General features: G+C 56.9%; 15 protein-coding genes. 1 reads left to right on the top strand and 14 read right to left on the bottom strand.

From position 1 onward, the window contains the following. Positions 1–20: 20 nt before the first annotated feature. The 10 genes from OLX77_RS00400 to OLX77_RS00355 form a co-directional block, all read right to left on the bottom strand. Positions 21–1,754 carry a methyl-accepting chemotaxis protein gene (locus tag OLX77_RS00400; RefSeq protein WP_307631598.1) on the bottom strand — a complete coding sequence of 578 codons (1,734 nt, stop codon included), beginning with the start codon at positions 1,752–1,754 and terminating at the stop codon, positions 21–23. A 317-nt stretch (positions 1,755–2,071) separates the two neighbouring features. Next, complete coding sequence (locus OLX77_RS00395; protein ID WP_307631597.1) at positions 2,072–3,682, bottom strand: methyl-accepting chemotaxis protein; 1,611 nt, start codon at positions 3,680–3,682, stop codon at positions 2,072–2,074. Positions 3,683–3,816: 134 nt separating this feature from the next. Continuing rightward, a complete protein-coding gene (locus OLX77_RS00390) occupies positions 3,817–5,499 on the bottom strand; it encodes a prephenate dehydratase domain-containing protein (RefSeq protein WP_307631596.1) in 1,683 nt (560 codons plus the stop codon). Positions 5,500–5,730: 231 nt separating this feature from the next. Beyond that, entirely contained in the window at positions 5,731–6,156 is a 426-nt protein-coding gene (locus OLX77_RS00385) for a response regulator (RefSeq protein ID WP_307631595.1), read from the bottom strand. Further along, positions 6,153–6,704, bottom strand: coding sequence for a chemotaxis protein CheD (locus tag OLX77_RS00380; RefSeq protein WP_307631594.1), 552 nt, complete (start codon positions 6,702–6,704; stop codon positions 6,153–6,155). Before OLX77_RS00380 ends, OLX77_RS00385 begins: the two co-directional genes overlap by 4 nt. 218 nt (positions 6,705–6,922) lie before the next feature. Then, positions 6,923–7,261, bottom strand: coding sequence for a chemotaxis protein CheW (locus OLX77_RS00375; protein WP_307631593.1), 339 nt, complete (start codon positions 7,259–7,261; stop codon positions 6,923–6,925). A 262-nt stretch (positions 7,262–7,523) separates the two neighbouring features. Then, positions 7,524–8,837, bottom strand: coding sequence for a hybrid sensor histidine kinase/response regulator (locus OLX77_RS00370; protein ID WP_307631592.1), 1,314 nt, complete (start codon positions 8,835–8,837; stop codon positions 7,524–7,526). Between the two features lie 30 nt (positions 8,838–8,867). Then, a complete protein-coding gene (locus OLX77_RS00365; protein WP_307631591.1) occupies positions 8,868–10,289 on the bottom strand; it encodes a sigma-54-dependent transcriptional regulator in 1,422 nt (473 codons plus the stop codon). 26 nt (positions 10,290–10,315) lie between these two features. Further along, positions 10,316–10,783 (bottom strand): SH3 domain-containing protein, encoded by a 468-nt coding sequence (locus tag OLX77_RS00360; RefSeq protein ID WP_307631590.1) that lies wholly within the window; start codon positions 10,781–10,783, stop codon positions 10,316–10,318. 185 nt (positions 10,784–10,968) lie between these two features. After that, positions 10,969–11,628 (bottom strand): DUF3047 domain-containing protein, encoded by a 660-nt coding sequence (locus tag OLX77_RS00355; RefSeq protein ID WP_307631589.1) that lies wholly within the window; start codon positions 11,626–11,628, stop codon positions 10,969–10,971. Between the two features lie 154 nt (positions 11,629–11,782). Between OLX77_RS00355 and OLX77_RS00350 the strand changes: the two genes are divergently transcribed. Beyond that, a complete protein-coding gene (locus tag OLX77_RS00350; protein ID WP_307631588.1) occupies positions 11,783–13,552 on the top strand; it encodes an HD domain-containing phosphohydrolase in 1,770 nt (589 codons plus the stop codon). On the opposite strand, the gene OLX77_RS00345 is transcribed toward OLX77_RS00350, so the two are convergent. From OLX77_RS00345 to cdaA, 4 genes are all read right to left on the bottom strand, one after another. Then, positions 13,528–14,265 carry a TlyA family RNA methyltransferase gene (locus tag OLX77_RS00345; protein ID WP_307631587.1) on the bottom strand — a complete coding sequence of 246 codons (738 nt, stop codon included), beginning with the start codon at positions 14,263–14,265 and terminating at the stop codon, positions 13,528–13,530. The two genes, OLX77_RS00350 and OLX77_RS00345, sit on opposite strands and share 25 nt — an antisense overlap. Positions 14,266–14,291: 26 nt before the next feature. Beyond that, complete coding sequence (gene glmM, locus OLX77_RS00340; protein WP_307631586.1) at positions 14,292–15,650, bottom strand: phosphoglucosamine mutase; 1,359 nt, start codon at positions 15,648–15,650, stop codon at positions 14,292–14,294. 106 nt (positions 15,651–15,756) lie between these two features. Further along, positions 15,757–16,725 (bottom strand): CdaR family protein, encoded by a 969-nt coding sequence (locus tag OLX77_RS00335; protein ID WP_307631585.1) that lies wholly within the window; start codon positions 16,723–16,725, stop codon positions 15,757–15,759. After that, positions 16,701–17,492: a diadenylate cyclase CdaA gene (gene cdaA / locus OLX77_RS00330; RefSeq protein WP_307631584.1), complete on the bottom strand. Its 792-nt coding sequence runs from the start codon at positions 17,490–17,492 to the stop codon at positions 16,701–16,703. The genes OLX77_RS00335 and cdaA overlap by 25 nt, the downstream gene beginning before the upstream one ends. Positions 17,493–17,591 lie beyond the last annotated feature (99 nt).

The raw sequence follows: 17,591 nt of genomic DNA, 5'->3' as shown, positions 1-17,591 counted from the left end.
GTTTCTCCTCGGTAAAATTATTAAAAGTTTTCAAACTCATCGTCGTCAAAGGGAATGACATCCTGCGGTTTGGCGCCCTTGGGCTTTGGTGGTGTAGGGGCAGCAAGTTTTTTCACCGGCCTTGCCGGAACGGGTCTCGCTCCGCGTTTCTGCCCTTGCGGGGCAGCTTTTCTTCCACTGCCTGTATGCGTTGGCGGAGCACTGGTTTGCTTGGCGCCCACCACCTCGGCCAGGGAGTGAACCAGTTCGCTCAGCTCCTTGGCCTGGCCGGAAAGTTCCTCGCTTGCCGAGGCTGCCTCTTCGGAAATGGCGGCGTTGCCCTGGGTTACCTTGTCCACGTCGGAAACAGCCAGATTGATTTGATTGACGCCCTGGGCCTGCTCTTCGCTGGCTACGGAGATCTCCCTCGCCAGCTGGCTGACTTTCTTGACCCCGTCGACGATCTTGATCAAAATTTCCTGCACTTCCGCCGCTGATTTTACACCGTTGTCCGCATTTTTCTGGGATTCTTCAATGAGTTGCGCGGTGTTCTTGGCTGCTTCCGCGCTGCGCAGGGCTAGGGAGCGAACTTCCTCGGCGACCACGGCGAAGCCTGCGCCCGCCTCTCCGGCCCGCGCCGCTTCGACTGCGGCGTTTAAGGCCAGCAGGTTGGTCTGGAAGGCAATCTCGTCAATGGTTTTCATAATCACCGCAGTCTGGTCCGCGGATTTTTTGATGCTGGCGATGGCCTCGCTCATCCGCTCCATGCTGTTCTGGGCGACCTCGGCCGAGCTTCTGGCATTTTCCGCCATCAAGCTGGTTTGGTTCACGTTCTCGGCGTTTTGCTTGGTCATGGAAGACATCTCTTCCAGTGAGGCGGATGTTTCTTCAAGGCTCGCAGCCTGGCGGGTAGCGCCGTCGGCAAGTTCATGGCTGGCGGAAGAAACCTGGTTGGCGGCCTCCAGTAGATTGTCCGAACCCCGGGTCAGATCATTGATGATCCGGGTGACCGGCTTGATCACTGAATTCGAAACAATGCGGATCACCAGGGTGGCGAACAGCACCGCCATAACGGCAAGTCCTGCCGCAACCAGGTAGGTGGCCTTGGAGATGGAGGCGCTCAATTGCTTGTCCGCCTCGGTCAAGGATTGAATCACCTCGAAGGCGCCATGGATTTCGCCGGTTTTCCAGTTTTCCATGGGGCCGCCGGTGGGATCGGTTCCGTTGCTGGTTCCCCAAAGTTCCTGGGAATTTTTCGGATCACCGTGGCAAAGCAGGCAGGTTTCCGTGAGGCGTACCGCACGAAAATAGCGGACCGCATTGATTGTCGGGTCGATCTCGTAATATTCGTTCAGGTGCTGTTCATCCATCAGGCGGAGGGCCTTGGCCTCCAGCTCGTCCGGTTCATTCTTGGGGTTCCTGGGTGAGTGTTTCGGTACCTTGAAGGTATAGCCGCCTTCCTTTGCCTTGTTCATTGCCGCATTCCAGGCGGAAACGACCGGAACCATGGCCAGGACTTTTTCCTTTTCCCCTGCTGCCGCCAGCTCCCGAAGACGCTCGGCGGTGAACAGCCCCATCTGCCATTTTTTCTCCATCTCGTCGCGGGTGGATTCTGCGGTCAGACAAATGGCTCTTGCCTTGTCCGCAAACGCGGACAAGGTTTTTTCCTTTGATTCTCCCGAGTAGAGACGGAACAGCCCGACAATGAGCAGGGTTGGCAGCAATACGCCCACCAGAACAATTTTTCCGCGCAATGACCACTGCTTGAGGTCCATGCTCTTTCTCCTTAAAAAAATTAAAAACCGTGATTGCGTATTGTTCGGCGGAGAGGCCGTATTGTCGGCGTTTCAGATATATTAGAATAGGTTAAATTGGAAAAGATTACCAAGAGAAAAAGAGGCGTGGTAAAAAAAAGAGGCCATTTCCGAAAGGATGGAAATGGCCTCTAGATGCCGCTTGTGGCGGCGAGGAGGAGAGGGAGAAAACAAACAAAGTGAAGAAACCCAAGGGAGGGGGGTTTTAGTCTTTCACGTTGCCTATGGTATGAAGACCTCTCTTCGCTGTAAAAGTTCCCTTCTTTTTTTGGAGAGGATTAAAAATCCTCAAAATCATCGCCCATGGGGATGATATCCTCGGGCGTTGTCCCCTTTGCTGGTGGGCTGGTCTGTTTCTTTGCCGCGGGGGGGAGGGCTTTTCTGGCCGGAGGTGCTATTTTTCCGCCACGGCTCAGTGTCGCCGTGGGTGGGCGCTTCAGTCTTCTTGCGTCTGGCTGCTCTTTTGCCTGGCCTTCCGCGCCGCCCACCATGTTAAGAAGCTGCCCTACCGAGCCCTTCATCATTTCTGCCTGGGCGTTCAACTCTTCGGAGGCGGAGGCTGATTCTTCCGCGGCCGCCGCATTGCTCTGGGTCACGTTGTCGATCTCGTGGATGGCTTTGGTGACCTGGATGATGGCGTTTGCCTGCTGGCTTGCCGCTCCAGCCATCTCGGTGATGATGGTGCCGATGCGGGTGGTGGACTGGGCTGCGACATAAAACGATTCACTGGTCTCACTGACCAGGGCATTGCCGGTGTTAATTTTCTGCACCGTGCCTTCGATAAGATTCGAGGTGTTCTTGGCCGCTTCCGCAGCCCGCATGGCCAGGTTGCGAACCTCGTCGGCCACCACTGCGAATCCTGCCCCGGCCTCGCCGGCCCTCGCAGCCTCGACGGCGGCATTCAGGGCGAGAAGGTTGGTCTGGAAGGCGATCTCGTCGATGGTCTTCACAATCTTCTGGGTTTGGCTGCTGGCGGCGGAAATCTCATGCATGGAGGTGGTGAGCTTTTTCATGGATTCGTCCGCGCTCAGGATTACCTCGTTGGCCTCCTTCATCAGCTCGTCGGCCTGTCGCGCATTGTCGGCATCCTGCTTGATCATGGCCCCGACCTCTTCCAGGGAGGCGGAGGTCTCTTCCACCGCAGCTGCCTGCTGGGATGCGCCTTCCGCCAGGGTTTGGCTGGAGGAGGAAACCTCACCCGCCGCGGCGGCAACCTGCTCGGCGCCTTCATTGAGGGAGAGGCTTACCTGCTTGAGGGTTGTGGAAATCCCCCGGCCGAGAAAAAAGGCCAGGACCGTGCCGCTGACTAGAGCGAGACCGCCCAGACCCAGAGCGAGCAAGCCCAGGAGCTTGGCCCGCGCCTTGGCGCTAACCGTCCCCTCGTTTGCCTCGTCCTGAATATTTTTGTAGAGTTCTTCCAAGACCGGTTCCGCTGCCTTGGCGGCCGTCCGAAGTTTCGGCTCGATGCTCATCCGCTCATATTCAGGAGCCGTGACAATAAGCTCAAAGTTTTCCTGGTAGATCTCAATCTGGGTGCGAACCTCCCCGATGTTTTGGATCATCTTCGGTTTGTTTGCCTTTTTGGCCATGGCCTCGATGGTGTCCAGCTCGTCCGTGAGATTGAAGTAACTCTCTTTTTGCTCCTTGGCCTTGCCCTCGTTGCCGGTAAGGAGGAAGTCCTTTTCAAAACGGCGACACTTGTTGAGTTGGCTCAGGGCGGAGTTGGCACGCACGGCTATGGCCATGTCGACCTCAATAAGCTCGGTGAAGGTGGAGGTGGCCGAGGTGAGGGCGAATTGGTAGACGCCCATGAGAAGGGCGGTCAGGAAGAGTACTACCCCGAAGCCGCCGCCGATTTTTTTGCCTATTGTGACCTGTTTTTTAGACATCTATTTCCTCCGCCTAGCAGGTTAATCAGTGAAACTATTGTGGAAATTGATTTGACACCCTACACCATATAGAAAAAAAAGATACAGCGTCAAGAGTTGTTTGTGCAAAATTGTCGCAGATCATGATTTTGTTATCAGTCGCGGTTGAGCACCCGGCCCAGAGTGGCGTCCACAGCCAGGGCTTGCTGCATGCGGTCCTTGAGGAACCCCTCCCCCAAATAGCGCCGGTTCTCCTCGATCACCCCACACAGTGCTTCGATGTCGCCGGATTCAGCCAGCTCCGTGATCCTTTTGAGGTTTTCGGCAAAGCTGGTCACTATGCGGCCCCCTTGCCCGCTGGTAGACATGATCTCCCCGTAGGTGCGGGGATTCTGGCTGTGCACCCTGGCCATGGAAAGGATGGAGTAGAGCGAGGTCAGGGTGGCGTGGCTGCCGATATCCTCCGGGGGGATATTGTTCTCCTTGAGGGCCATGGCCAGAGCCACCGAGATGGAGGTGGGCAGCTTCTGGCTGACCCCCATCATCAGGTCGTGCTGGCCCGGAGCGTCGAGAGAGATCTTGGCCCCGTGCTTGTAAAGAAAGGCCTCGAACTCGCTGCTCAAAACCCCGCTCCGCACGGTGCGGACCACCGAAGCGTTCTTGTCCTTCATAGTCGCGGCCTGCGGCCCCCAGAGATTATGGACCAGCAGGACCTCGACCCCTTCTTTGCTGTGGCTCAGGGCGGTTTGCAGCACGTTTTCCGCCTCGCCCGCCAGCAGGATCAGGGCCTGGTTTTCCGCAAGCAACGGTGCGTATTCGATAATGGCCGCCGGGGTGGCGCTGATGGGAACGCAGATCACCACCACCTCCACCTGGGGAATCATCTCTTCAGGCCGCAGAACGCTGCTCCTGCCGGTGATCATGGTTTCGTAGCCTTCGCTTTTTAAGCGTTCGGCAAACCAGAGGCTCATGTCGCCGCTGCCGATAAAACCAAAGGTCTTGATACGCTTGACCCGCATGTCCACCCTGGGGAAGCTGCCAAGCACCCGCACCGATCCTGGCTCCTGGATGATTTGGTGTTCGATGCGCTCAATGGCTATGCGGACCCTCTCATCGGAAAGATGCCCTTCGAACTCAATGTAGAATTGCAGTTCCTGGCTCAGTGGGTCGGTTTCCGTCTGCATGTCGATCAGGTTGATACTGCGCTTGGTGAACTCGCTGAGAAGCTCCACCAAGATGCCGACCCGATCTTTGATCGGCGTGGTGATCATGGTTGTGGCGTCGTAGCCGGTGCGGGGGGCCGGGGCCGGACCCAGCACTGCATAGCGGGTCCGGTTATGGGGCGCGATTTCTCTGGCGCGGATGGTCAGGCCGTAGGCGCGCAACGCCTCTTCGGCCTCGATAACCCCATGGCTGACAAGCCCCTGCTCCTTGATCTCACGTACCGCCGCATCCAGATCATGTACCGAGGTCAGGGTCGCATCGGGGTAGGTGCTGGTAATGTAATCTTCACATTGCCGCAGCACCCCACTTTTGCCGAGGAGCATGGTGATCGGTTCCGTGGCGGTGAGGGTGCCCAGGGAAAGATGGATGGGCAGGACGATGTTGTCCTGCCAGAATCCTTTGTCCATGCCCTTAACCAAACGGCTGTATTCTTTGACCTGACCTTCGTGGGTGTTATAAACCGGGGCCAGGGCCAGGTCGGTCTCGTGTTCGGAAAAGGCCTTGAAGACCGCGACTAGGTTGGGGAAAAGCCTGATGGTCGCGTCCGGGTTATACTGGCGGGCAGCTTGCCAGGCGTGGGAGCCTTTCGGGCCGATGGTGGCTATGGAAACCATATGGGAGCCTGTGTGTCGTGATTGATCTTGATCCAATTTTGACGCTACGATGATTTTTTCATGAGACCATCGATATTAGCGAGATATCTATTCTTTTAGTGTGTTCGCCAAGACCGGTCAATAGCTTTTCTCTAAGAGGTGCAGAGGAGAACCGGTGATGCGGCAGGGGAGAGAAAGCAGAAAGGGTGGCAATCAGAGGCTGCCCGTGGGCGCAAAACCGGGACCTACTATTCAGGCTACGAGGGTCTGTGCTTGTGGCAGGACACTGGCGATCCGGCTCAGGACTTCTCTGGGGATAAACGGTTTGTCGATGTAGGATGCGCAGCCGCGTTTATGCAATTGCCGCAGGAGTTCTTTGTTGCCGTACCCGGTGATGACCATAATCGGGATCGAAATGCCTGCTCCCTTAAGTTTGTCGATCAGGGCAAGGCCGTCCAGTTCGGGCATCTTGAAGTCGGTGATGATCAGACTGATCGGGTGGTTGGTTGGCTGTTGCCGGATTTTTTCATAGGCGTCCCGGCCATTGCTCGTCAGGATTACATTGAAACCAGCCTGGCGCAACACGAGATGCAGGGCGAGTCGGGTGTGTTTCTCGTCTTCTGCTATCAGGATCTGTAAACCAGTCATGGCTTGGATCGGCAACACCGGGAACGTCATTGGGTCGCCTGTCTCTCCTTCATCTGTGCGCAGCTTTTTGCACTGTTGTGGGGGAGGCGTCTCACAAAAACCTCACCGGTAGCGGTATTGAAAAATATTTTGTAACCCTCTGTTCCTCCGGTTTTCTGCACGTGGGGGGCGAGGCCGAAACGGGTCAGGGCTTCAAGGGTGGCGGCAATGTTTTGTTGGCCTATGGCAGGCCCATGCGCTGCGGTTGTTCGGGGTTGAAGCACGCTGGCTCCGCCGAAAAGCTTGACTGTCAGCTCTGATGGCGTGAGACCGAAACGGCTGCGCATGGTTTCGAGCATATGGGGAACCGCTGTATCCAAATAAGGGAAATGTCCGGGTATGGGGAGTTTGCTCTGCCGGGGCAGTATGCCGTGGCAGATGGCACCGATCCGCATTTTTTCGCTGTGCAGGCAGAGGGAGATACATGAGCCGAGGATGGTGGAGACTATGCTTGCCTGTGCGGAGATCAGCAGCTGTCCGGGGGAGAGGGTGATGATTGGTAGGTCGGGGTAAGACTGCATAAAAGAGATCGGCAACATGGATGGGGCCACCCTTGTGGGGGAAGGAGGTGGGCTGGCGGCAAGCCTTGGTGTTTCGCCCTGCGCCATAGAAAATGCTCCCGGTATTTTTGTCCTTCTAAAAGCCAACTTCCTGCCAAGCCTCCGAAGAGACTTGGCAGGAAGTCTTGGACCGGCGAGGGGGGGGGACCGATCCAAATGGCTACTTGTGTAAGGCCCGTGCGGGCCATTATCTGTAATCAGTGGGTGCTGCCGACAATCAAATCATATGCGTCCGCTTCCGAATCCACCAGGGCGCCGAAGATGAGCGGCTGAGTCTGATGCATGCTTTCCGCCGAAAGGATGCAGATTTGTTCGGCAAAGCCGTTGAGGCCGCGGAGGGGGTTCACCCGTAAATCAATGACCGGCACAGTTCTGCCTCGGAAATTGATGATGCCCATAACCGTGGCGTCGGCAATGGGAAGGGCGGTTGCCGTCATCATGCCGAGGATCTCGGTGATCCGTAACGAGTCGTGCCCGTATACTCCCGGGTCAGGAATGAGCGTTGCCAGCGTGGATTTCATTGCTGATATTCCCATGGTCTCCCCTCCTGCTCAGGTGGACTGTGAACCCGTGATTTTTACCGGGGTTACTCTCTGTCTATGGAAGAAATGTGCCAGGCAGATAAAAAAGTGTGTAACTAATTGGTATTGCAATAAATATTTTTTTATGATGGCGGGCGTGGAGAAAGTGTGTGTCAAGATATCTTTATTGTGTGTGGGGAAATAGACGGCAAACGGGATGGTGCTGCGAAAACAAATATATATTGATATAAATCAATAAAAGTTGATGTCGTGGGGGTTAGGAGCGGGAGGGTATGGGGAAGACCGCTCTGGCAATGGTGCCCTTGCCGGACTGTGAGTGGAATTCAAGCCGTCCCCCATGTTCTTCCATGATTCCCGCCGAAATAGAAAGGCCGAGCCCACTGCCGCCGCCATCGCGCTTGGTGGTAAAAAACGGGTCCAGGATGCGTTTGAGATTTTTTTGGGAAATCCCGGCCCCTTGGTCTGCAATTTCCACGAAAATCGTGTCGGATTTAGGATCCTGGCCGGTGCAGACTGTCAGATGCTTGTCCGGGGAAGCGAGGGATTGGTAGGCGTTTTGTAACAGGTTGATGATGACCTGTTCGGCCCGCTGAAAATTGCCCCGCACCGGCGGCAATCCATCGCCGTAGTGGACGGTGAGATGATCGGTCGCTTTTTTGAGCGGGTTGGCAAGCAGGACCAAGGCGGCGCGGAGGGCGGTATTCAGGTCAATGTCCTGGTCCATGTCGGAGACGCCTTGCCGTGCGTAATCCCGCAGATTAAAGACGATTTTGCGGATGCGTTCCGAGCCGTCGAGAATGCCGGAAAAAAGCTCGGGGATATGCTCGCGCATCTCGGAAAAGGGGATGCCGGCTACGGGAAAATCGCCGTGTTCCTGGTAATGCTCTTCCAGGATGGGGAGGAAATCGTCCCAGGCGCGGTGGAGGATGGGGGCGTTCATGGTGATGAAATTGTTCGGGTTGTTGATTTCATGGGCTACCCCGGCGACCAGGATTCCAAGGGAGACCATCTTGTCGGCTTCGATGAGCTGTTGTCGCCGGCGTTCCGCCTCTTTTTCCGCTTTTTTCCGTGCCTTGATATCCGCCTCGAGCTGTTTGTTGATGCGGGCGAGTTCCGCTGTCCGCTTGGCAACCAATAGTTCGAGATGCTCCCGGTGCCGACTGAGTTCCTCTTGGCTCTTTTTGAGGTTTTTCAGCAGCGCCAACCGTTCCATCCCCTTGGCCAAGGAAACTTCCAGCTCCATCATGGTGATTGGCTTTTGGATATAGTTGATCGCCCCCATCTTCATGGCTTCCACGGCAATGGCAAGATCCGCCTGCCCGGAAACCACGATGCATTCAAGGTCGGGCTGGAGAGCCAAGGCCCGCTGCATAAGGACAAGGCCATCCATGTCCGGCATCATGATATCGGTGATCAGGAGATGAAAAGGGCTTTTTGCAAGAAGGGCGAGGGCGTCCGAGCTGTTGGTCGCGCCGGTTGCCGTATAGCCGTGGCGCTCGACCTGCATGGTGAGCAGTTTGAGGACCATGGGCTCATCGTCAACAACAAGTATCTTTCCTTTGCTTGCCATGGTCTGGGGAGGGACTCGTTTGGGTTGTCGTTATGGTCGGCGCTTGAGCCGCTGATTCAAGGCCTGCGGCGTTATGCCCAAGAGGAGCGCGGCACCCCGTTGGTTGTTGCTGCTTCGCCTGAGCGCTTCGGCGATGAGTGTCTGATCCGCCTCCTTCAGGGTGGGCAGTGTGTCCAACCCGGCGGCCCATGATTTTTGCGGCCCCCCCATGGTTTGGGAAGGGTGAATGCTTTCCGGCGGGCTGGCAGTGCCGAGTTCTTTGAGGAAGAAAGCCGTGGAGAGCGTGGCCCCCCGCTGGTGGCTTACCGCATCAAAGGCCAGGGCCCGCAGTTCTCGGACGTTGCCTGGGAAATCATAGCCGGCAAGCAGGGGGATGAGCGTGTCCGGGTAGCGGGGAATTTGTTTTTTGAATTCCGCCGCTGCTTGGGCAAGAAAAAAGTCCAGCAGGGCGGGGAGATCGTCCTTGCGCTCCCGCAGCGGCGGAACCTGGATGCGGTGGGTGCGCAGCCGGTAAAACAGGTCGGTTCGGAACAATCCTTTTTTGTGTTGCTGTTCCAGGTCGTGATGGGTAGCGACGAGGACCCGGGCATCCGAACGGTGGACCTGGTCGGAGCCCAAGGGGTAGTATTCGCGTTCCTCGAGAAAACGCAGGAGCTTGACCTGCGAGGGTTCGCTGAGATCGCCGATTTCGTCCAGGAAGAGGGAGCCGCCGGCTGCTTTTTCCACCAGGCCGGAGCGGCTGCGGTCCGCCCCGGTGAAGGCCCCTCGGGCATGGCCAAAGAGGGTGTCGGCAAAGATCTGCTCGTCCAGGCCGGCCACATTGACCGCCACATATTCCCCCGGCCTGCCGCTCAGATCATGGACGGCCCTGGCGATGCTCTCCTTGCCCACCCCGGTCTCTCCGGTGATCAGCACCGGCTGCCGTCCTTCGGCAATGGCTTCGCAGTATCGGAACAGGGCTTTCATCGTCTCGTTGCCCGTGATGATTTTGGAAAACACCTCCGGATGGGCGGGATCTTTTTGGAAAAAACTGCTGGCGAGCCGGGAGTTTTCCCTGCGAAGCTGTCTGACTTCAAGGGCCCGTCTGATGCTGGGCAGGAGGCGTTCGATTTCCACCGGCTTGAGCACGTAGTCAAAAGCCCCCTGCTGCATGCAGTGGACCGCGGTTTCCACCTCGTTGACCCCGGTGACGATGATGACCGGCAGGTCCGGGAAGCGTTGGCTGACATCCTTGAGGATGTCATGGCCGGAAACATGGGGCATCATCAGATCGAGAAGGATGATTTCCACGGGCTGATGCTCAAGAATGGCCGCAACCTCACGGCTCTCCTGGCAACGGATGGTGTTGTTTATGCCGTGGGAGCGAAGGGCGATATCAAAGCTGGCAAGGGTATGGGGTTCGTCGTCAACCAGGAGAACCGGGTGAAGCGGATATGGCGGGGGAGCTTTCATTCCCATGGTCTTTTAGGTCTTGAAACTCAGTTTGGCCAGAGTAGTCTGCTCGCAACCCAGCCGGTGGTCCCGTCTGCATGCTTGACCTTAACCCAGTCGCCTTCGGTCTCCAGGGGCTTGAAGACCACGCCGTGTTTGGCTGAGGCTACGAGCTCGTAGTCTATTCCTGCGCCAACGCGCAGATTGGCGGTCTCCACCTTGACAATGAGGGTTTTTTCCTTTGCCAGCAGAGAGGAGGCAATCCAGCCCGTGTCTCCTTCGTAATCCACCACCTTGGACCAGTTTCCCTGCTGATCGGTGACCTGCAGCGGAAAACCCTTGAATACCGTCCAGAGGATTTCTTTCGTGGTATCGGGGCCGGAGCGGATATTGACCCCGTCTTTTACGACACTGACGTATTCTTCTGCCATGGCGGTGGAAGCAAGCAGGCAGCTGGTGGCGCCGATCAGGATGGAAAGCAGGGACAACCGGAAAAGGAAACGTATTTTTGTCATAACGTATAGACTCCTGAGCAAGACGGTGGACAATAGTATGGTTACTACAATGCATGAAATGCTGGGCAGCTCTGAGGGTTGCACCGCACTCAAAGTAGCATCTTCGTTCGGGCAAGTCAACCGCCTCCCGGGCCTTTTGCCTGGAGGAAATCAGGCGGGGGGGCCGCAGGGCGCGGAGGGAGCGGCTAGGGGTTGTCTCTGCCGATGAAGATGGGACCGTACCAGGCGGTAACGCTCTCACCGGTGTTGTCGGTGTCGGTCATGATGGCGATGGCGCCAACCTTTGGCGGTTCGCTTTTGAAATACTTTTTGAAATCTTCATAAATGTTGCGTTCTTCGTTCAGCCACTGACCTGCGCGTCCGTTACCGCTCTCCACCGCGATCATCATGGCGTTGGCGGTAAAGGCGTTGGGCAGGGCCTCGCCCCGGGGCAGTTTGTTGGCCCAGATGTAGTTGAGCGCCTTGGTGTTCCAGAATAGAAAGGAGGGAAACACCACATAGACTCGGGCCGCATAATCGTCCCCTCCCTTGCGGCGTTCGTCCCCCTTGGTGAGGGTGCGCTCGATCTTCCAGCTCCAGCGGAGGATCGGCTGTTCCTTGGAGTCATAGGCAATTTTGTGGAAAAGGCCGGAGGCGGCACCTTTGCTCGTCGCTTTTATGTAAAATTGCTTGTCATCATGTTCTGCCGTATAATGGGTTTGTCCGGCAAAGGATTTTGTTTCCCAGCCAGGTGCCAGGCCGTTTTTGTAATCGTCAAGCACCTGTTCTCGCGGAGTGGAACTTGCTGTGGAAATGGCGAGGATAAAAAAGACCACGGTGGTCAGTAATTTGTTAACATGGAACATGATCAACGGTCCTATTTTTTCGGGGGTGTCTCCTGGGTGCTATGCTGCCGGGGAAAATAAGTATAAATTTTTAATATAATGTAAAAATGGTTGTCCTGCCACAATCGGTTGGGCAGGAAGCTGAGGATTACCGCCTTGGGCAAGGGGAAATGTCGTGGATACTCTTCCGGATAAGGCTCAATCGCGTAGGCAGCCGGCAGTAGACCTGCTCATGCAGAAGGTCGTGCGGGGGGTGGAAGAGTACCTCGGGCAGGTAATGGCCGAGGTGCCGCCTGCGGTTGTTGCCGGGCTCGCCGACCGGGTTACCCAAGAGGTTCGGGAGTTCAGCGAGGGCCAGGGAAATCATCTCTATCAGCTGGTAAAAATCGGCTTGGGGCTTTCTTCGGAAAAGAACATTGACCGGCTTTTGGAGAGGATCGTCCGCGAGGCCAGACACTTCACCAACGCCGACGGCGGAACCCTGTATATCAAGGAGGGTGCGCGGCAGGCCCTTGATTTTGCCATTGTCCAGAATGATTCGCTCAAGGTCTTTATGGGGGGAAGCGGCGAAGCCATCACTTGGCCTTCTGTGCCGCTACGCCTTAAAGGGAACCGGGAGAATCATCGGAACGTTTCGGCGCACTGCGCACTTACTGGGGCACCGGTCAATATTTCCGATGTCTATGCCGCGGAAGGGTTTGATTTTCAGGGAACCCGTGATTTTGACGCCTCCACAGGGTACCGTTCCTGCTCGATGCTGGTGATCCCCCTGCGGGATCATGAGGATGAGGTGATTGGGGTCTTGCAGCTTCTCAATGCCAAGGATCGGGAAACCGGCGCGGTTGTTTCCTTTCCCGAGCACGAGGTGGGGATGGTCATGAGCCTGGCCTCGCAGGCGGCCATTGCCCTGACCAAGATGCGGCTGGTGCGGGGGCTGGAAAATCTGCTCGATGCGTTTGTCCGGACAATCGGTGATGCCATTGACGAAAAATCCCCGTATACGGCAGGGCATGTTTACCGGGTCGCCAATCTTACCGAGGAGATTGCTTTGGAGGTTAATCGGGCCACCACCGGCAAGTTTGCTCCGATCAGTTTCAGCGCTGACGAGCTTGCCGAAATCAGGATGGCGGCCTGGCTCCATGACGTGGGGAAGATCACCACCCCGGAGCATCTCATGGACAAGGCGACGAAGCTTGAGGCCATCTTTGACCGGATAGAACTTATTCGCCACCGGGTGGAAATCTCTCGCTTGCATGATGAGTTCGCTCGCCTGGAAAATGAACCCTGCCCAAGGAGGGCAGGGAGTCCTGCGCCGCCGGTGCAAAAAGAGGGAGAGTGGCAGGAGATCATCAATTTTCTCGATACGATCAATCTGGGGGGTGAAGGCTTGTCGGAGGAGAGTATCGAGAAGGTGCGGCGCCTCGCGGGGATAACCTATGCCCTGAGCGGAATGGAGCTTCCCCTGCTCGGACCCGATGAGGTGGAGAATCTCTGCGTGCAAAAAGGCACCTTGACCGCGGCGGAACGCAAGGTGATGAACCATCACGTGGAAATGAGCATCAGAATGCTGGAGGGGTTGCCCTTTCCGAAAAAATTGAAGAATGTCCCGCTTTATGCCGGCATGCATCATGAAAAGCTGAACGGCACCGGTTATCCCCGTGGGCTTGAAAATGGCGCCATTCCCCTGCCCGCAAGGATGCTGGCCCTGGCGGATGTCCTGGAAGCGCTGACCGCCGCCGATCGGCCCTACAAGCAAGGGAAGATGCTTTCCGAAGCCATGAATATTCTGGAAGGCATGGTTGCGCGGGGGGATCTGGACGGGGATCTCTGTGATCTGGTCGTTGATTCCGGTTTGATCGTTCGCTTTGCCCAGGACCTTTCCGCCCGGCAGCGGGATGATTTTTTCTGGCGCGGCAAGCATTACTCTGTTTCGGAAACAAGGTAGATCAAAAATTCCCGGTTGCCCTTGGGGCCAAGGATCGGGGAGGGACAGACGCCTTGCGGGACGAGACCGAGCTCTCCGGCAAAATTTTCGATTTCTGCAATCACCTGGTCGTGCAGGTCGCTGTCGCGGACAACTCCGCCGGTGCCGAGCTGGCCTCTCCCGACTTCGAACTGCGGTTTGATCAGGGCCAGAACTCGGATGGTTTTGCAGAAAAGGACAAGCAGCGGCGGCAGAAGCGTTTTAAGCGAGATAAAGGAAGCGTCGATTACCGCCAGATCGAGGGGCTCTGCAAGGTCGCCGGGGTGCAGGTTTCTGGCGTTGGTTCGTTCCATGACCACTACCCGCGGATCCTGCCGCAGTTTCCAGGCCAACTGGCCATAGCCCACATCAATCGCATAGACCTTGGCGGCTCCGTGCTGCAAGAGACAATCGGTGAAGCCGCCGGTGGAGGCGCCGACATCGGCACAGATCAAGCCGGCGGGGGCGAGGTGGAAATGCTTTAGCCCCGCTGCCAGTTTGAGCCCCCCCCGACTCACATAGGGGCAGGGTTTTCCCCTCAGCCGGAGCCGGCTGTCTGCGGCAAAAAGTGAGCCGGCCTTGTCGGCCGGTTGGTCGTTCACCAGCACCTGGCCCGCGGCAATGAGGGCCTGGGCCTTTGTGAGGGTGGGGGCGAGTCCGTGCTGCAGAACAAGCTGGTCGAGTCGGCTCTTCATTAGTTTGGGTCGGCAGGGCGCTGGGGTTAGGCTTCGGCCGTATCAGCCTTGCGGATCATCTCGCAGAGTTCATCGGCCATGGCGTTGATCAGTTTGGCGTCCTTGCCCTCCACCATGACCCGGATAACCGGTTCGGTTCCGGAGGGACGCACGAGAATCCGCCCATCCGCGCCCAATTTTTTTTCCAGGCTCTTGAGCTTTTTATTGAAGCCGGCAATGGTGTTGGTGTTGATTTTTTCGGCGGTGCGGACATTCTTGAGCACCTGGGGAAAGCTTTCCATGACGGAGGCCAGTTCCGACAGGGGTTTGTGTTTTTTGATCATTACTGCCAGCAATTGCAATGCGGCGAGGATGCCGTCGCCGGTGGTGTTGTGCTCCATGAACACCAGATGGCCCGACTGTTCGCCGCCGAAATTATAGCCGGATTTACGCATCTCTTCCACCACGTACCGGTCCCCGACCTGGGTGCGGATCATGGTGCCGCCCATGCGCTGCATGGCAACCTCCAACCCGAGGTTGCTCATCACCGTGGCAACCAAGGTTTTTTTCTTCAGTTTCTTGCGGCTCATCAGGTCGGCGGCGCAGATGGCCATGATATGGTCGCCGTCAACGATGTTGCCATGCTCGTCGGAGACGATGAGCCGGTCGCCGTCGCCGTCCAGAGCGATGCCGATATCCGCTCCGAGTTCCCGGACCTTGGCGGCCATGTGTTCCGGGTGCAGGGCGCCGCAATCGCGGTTGATGTTGGTGCCGTCCGGTTCCGCCGAAAGGGTGGTGACGGTGGCGCCCAGCTCTTCAAAAACATGGGGGGCAACTCCGTAGGTGGCACCGTTGGCACAGTCGAGCACGATGTGAAAGGCGTCCAGAGTGTATTCCCGGGGGAAGGTGTTTTTCAAGAAAACGATGTAGCGGCCCTTGGCGTCATCAATCCTGGTGGCGCGGCCGACTTCCTCGGCCACCGGGTGCAGGGCCGACATTTTCTGGGAGAAGATCAGGTCCTCGATCTCCAGCTCCAGGTCGTCATGGAGCTTGAAGCCGTTGCGGGCGAAGATCTTGATGCCGTTGTCCTGGAAGGGGTTATGGGAAGCGGAGATGACCACCCCGGCGTCGGCCCGCATGCTGGTGGTGATGAAGGCAATGCCCGGCGTGGGCAGCGGCCCGACCAGGAGAACGTCCACTCCCATGGAGCAGATTCCTGCGGCCAGGGCGTTTTCGATCATGTAGCAGGAAAGACGGGTGTCCTTGCCGATGACGATCCGGTGGCCGCGGCGCATGTCCTTAACGAGAAGGGCGAGGGCCCGCCCGATCTGCATGGCGATTTCGGTGGTCATGGGATAGGTGTTCGCCACCCCCCGGACCCCATCGGTGCCGAACAACTTTCTCATGGTTTTCTCCTGCCGGACGAAAAAAAAGAACCTGGAAATAACGCTTCCGCCAATGGTCCCTCTGGCGCGGTGTCGTTGGAAGACAAGAACAGCATGGTGGCCCGGATCATTTGCCGGGGATCCTGCCAATCCTGACGGTGACGGAGGGCGGGACGGCTTCGATGATTTTTATCTGCTCCGGCGCCGTGATTTTCACCGGGAGTCTGTGGACCCCGATCGGCAGCCCGTCCGTTGAGATACTGGCCTCGATGAATTCGGCCTGATTCCCTTTACTGCTCAAGGGCAGTAGGGCGCGGACGCTGATGGTGTGTGGCTCGAAGGTCACTTTTCTCTCGGTATCCGTGCCGACAAGGTGGACAGTGATATCGGAGATGGTCTTTTCCATGGTTTTTTCTTTGATCACCACATTGGCGGTGACCACGGTCTCACCCATGAGTTCCAGGAGGGCCGGCCGGAGTTCCAGCGGGACCTGGAAGGTTTTCGATGCTTTCAGCCCGCTGATGTCGATGGGTTTAGCAATCAGCAGTTTTTCGCGACCGAGAACGGCTTTGGGGCCGGAAACCTTGATGATCGAGGGCTCCAAGACCACTCCGCCCAGTTCGTGACCATTGGCGGGGGAGCCGGTCGTTCTGGCCTGGACCGGCAACTCCTTTTCGACCAACTCGTCGATGAGCAGGGTAATGTGGGTTGGTTGGATGCGCGAAACGGTAACGCCCCGTGGAAACTGGATCGTCTCGGGTTCGTTGCGAATGACAATGGTGCCGGGGGTCGCCTTGGCAAGGTTGATGGTTCTTGAAATCCGCTGGCGGTTGATGCCGCTGATCAAGCCGCGTGGGCCGCTGACTGTGGCCTCCAGCTGTTTTTTGAACTGATTGGCGATAACCATTTCCCGCGGCAGATTGACAATCTCCACCGGAATGTACACCGTGGTATCAACCTTGTCCTCGCCCACCACGAAATACCAGAGGAGGAGGGCGAAGATCAGGGAAATGAGCTTCAATCCCCAATTGTTCGGCCAATTGAGAAAATTGGGGGTGGGGATGCGCCGGATTATTTGTTTAACCAGTTTTTCCATAAGAGAGGGGTCGTGTTTTCCTTGGGAACAAAGATTGCGTCGAGTCGGCTTCTGAGGGCGTTTTCGTCGAGATCGGAGGTCATGGCTCCGTGCTGGACCAGGGAGATCTTTTGGGTTTCCTCGGAGATAACAATGATCACCGCGTCGGTTTCCTCTGAAAGACCTATGGCTGCTCGGTGGCGGGTGCCAAGCTGTTTGCTGATGTAAGGATTTCTGGTGAGGGGGAGCAAGGCCCCGGCCGAACGGATCCGGCCGTTATGGATGATCACCGCGCCGTCGTGGAGGGGGGCGGTGGTTTGGAAAATGGTGACCAAAAGCTGCCGGCTGACAATGGCGTCAAGGCTGTGGGCGGACTCGATGTATTCATTGAGTCCTGTTTCCCGTTCGATGACGATGAGGCCGCCGATCTTGCGTTGGGCCATTTGTTGCGCCGCCCTGACAATCTCGAGCAGGATGCGGACCGTGTCTTCCTGCGGTTTGGAAAAGGTGGTTTGCCCGACCTGGGCGAGAGCCCGGCGGATATCCCGTTGGAAGATGATGATGATAATCAGGAAGATCGAGCTTAAAAAGGTGCCCAGCAACCAGTATAGGGTAAGAAACTCTAACTCTCTCGCGGCAAAATAGAGCACGACGAGGACAACGATGCCGGAGAGGATTTGCACCGCACGGGTTCCGCGGATCAGCAGCATGACACGATAGATGATGAAGGAAACAATCAGGATATCGAAGAAGTCTTGCCAGCGGAGTGATTGTGCGAATTCCAGCATCGGTGTTCTGGTTCCGTCAATAAAAATTCTAGGGTGGAGAAGGTTGAAAATATTGTGTTGTTTTTAAGGTAAACGAAAAGCAGGGTCCCAGGCAAGGGG

The organism is Thiovibrio frasassiensis (assembly GCF_029607905.1).
Taxonomy (GTDB): domain Bacteria; phylum Desulfobacterota; class Desulfobulbia; order Desulfobulbales; family Desulfurivibrionaceae; genus Thiovibrio; species Thiovibrio frasassiensis.
This window is presented reverse-complemented; position numbering and strand designations above follow the sequence as displayed.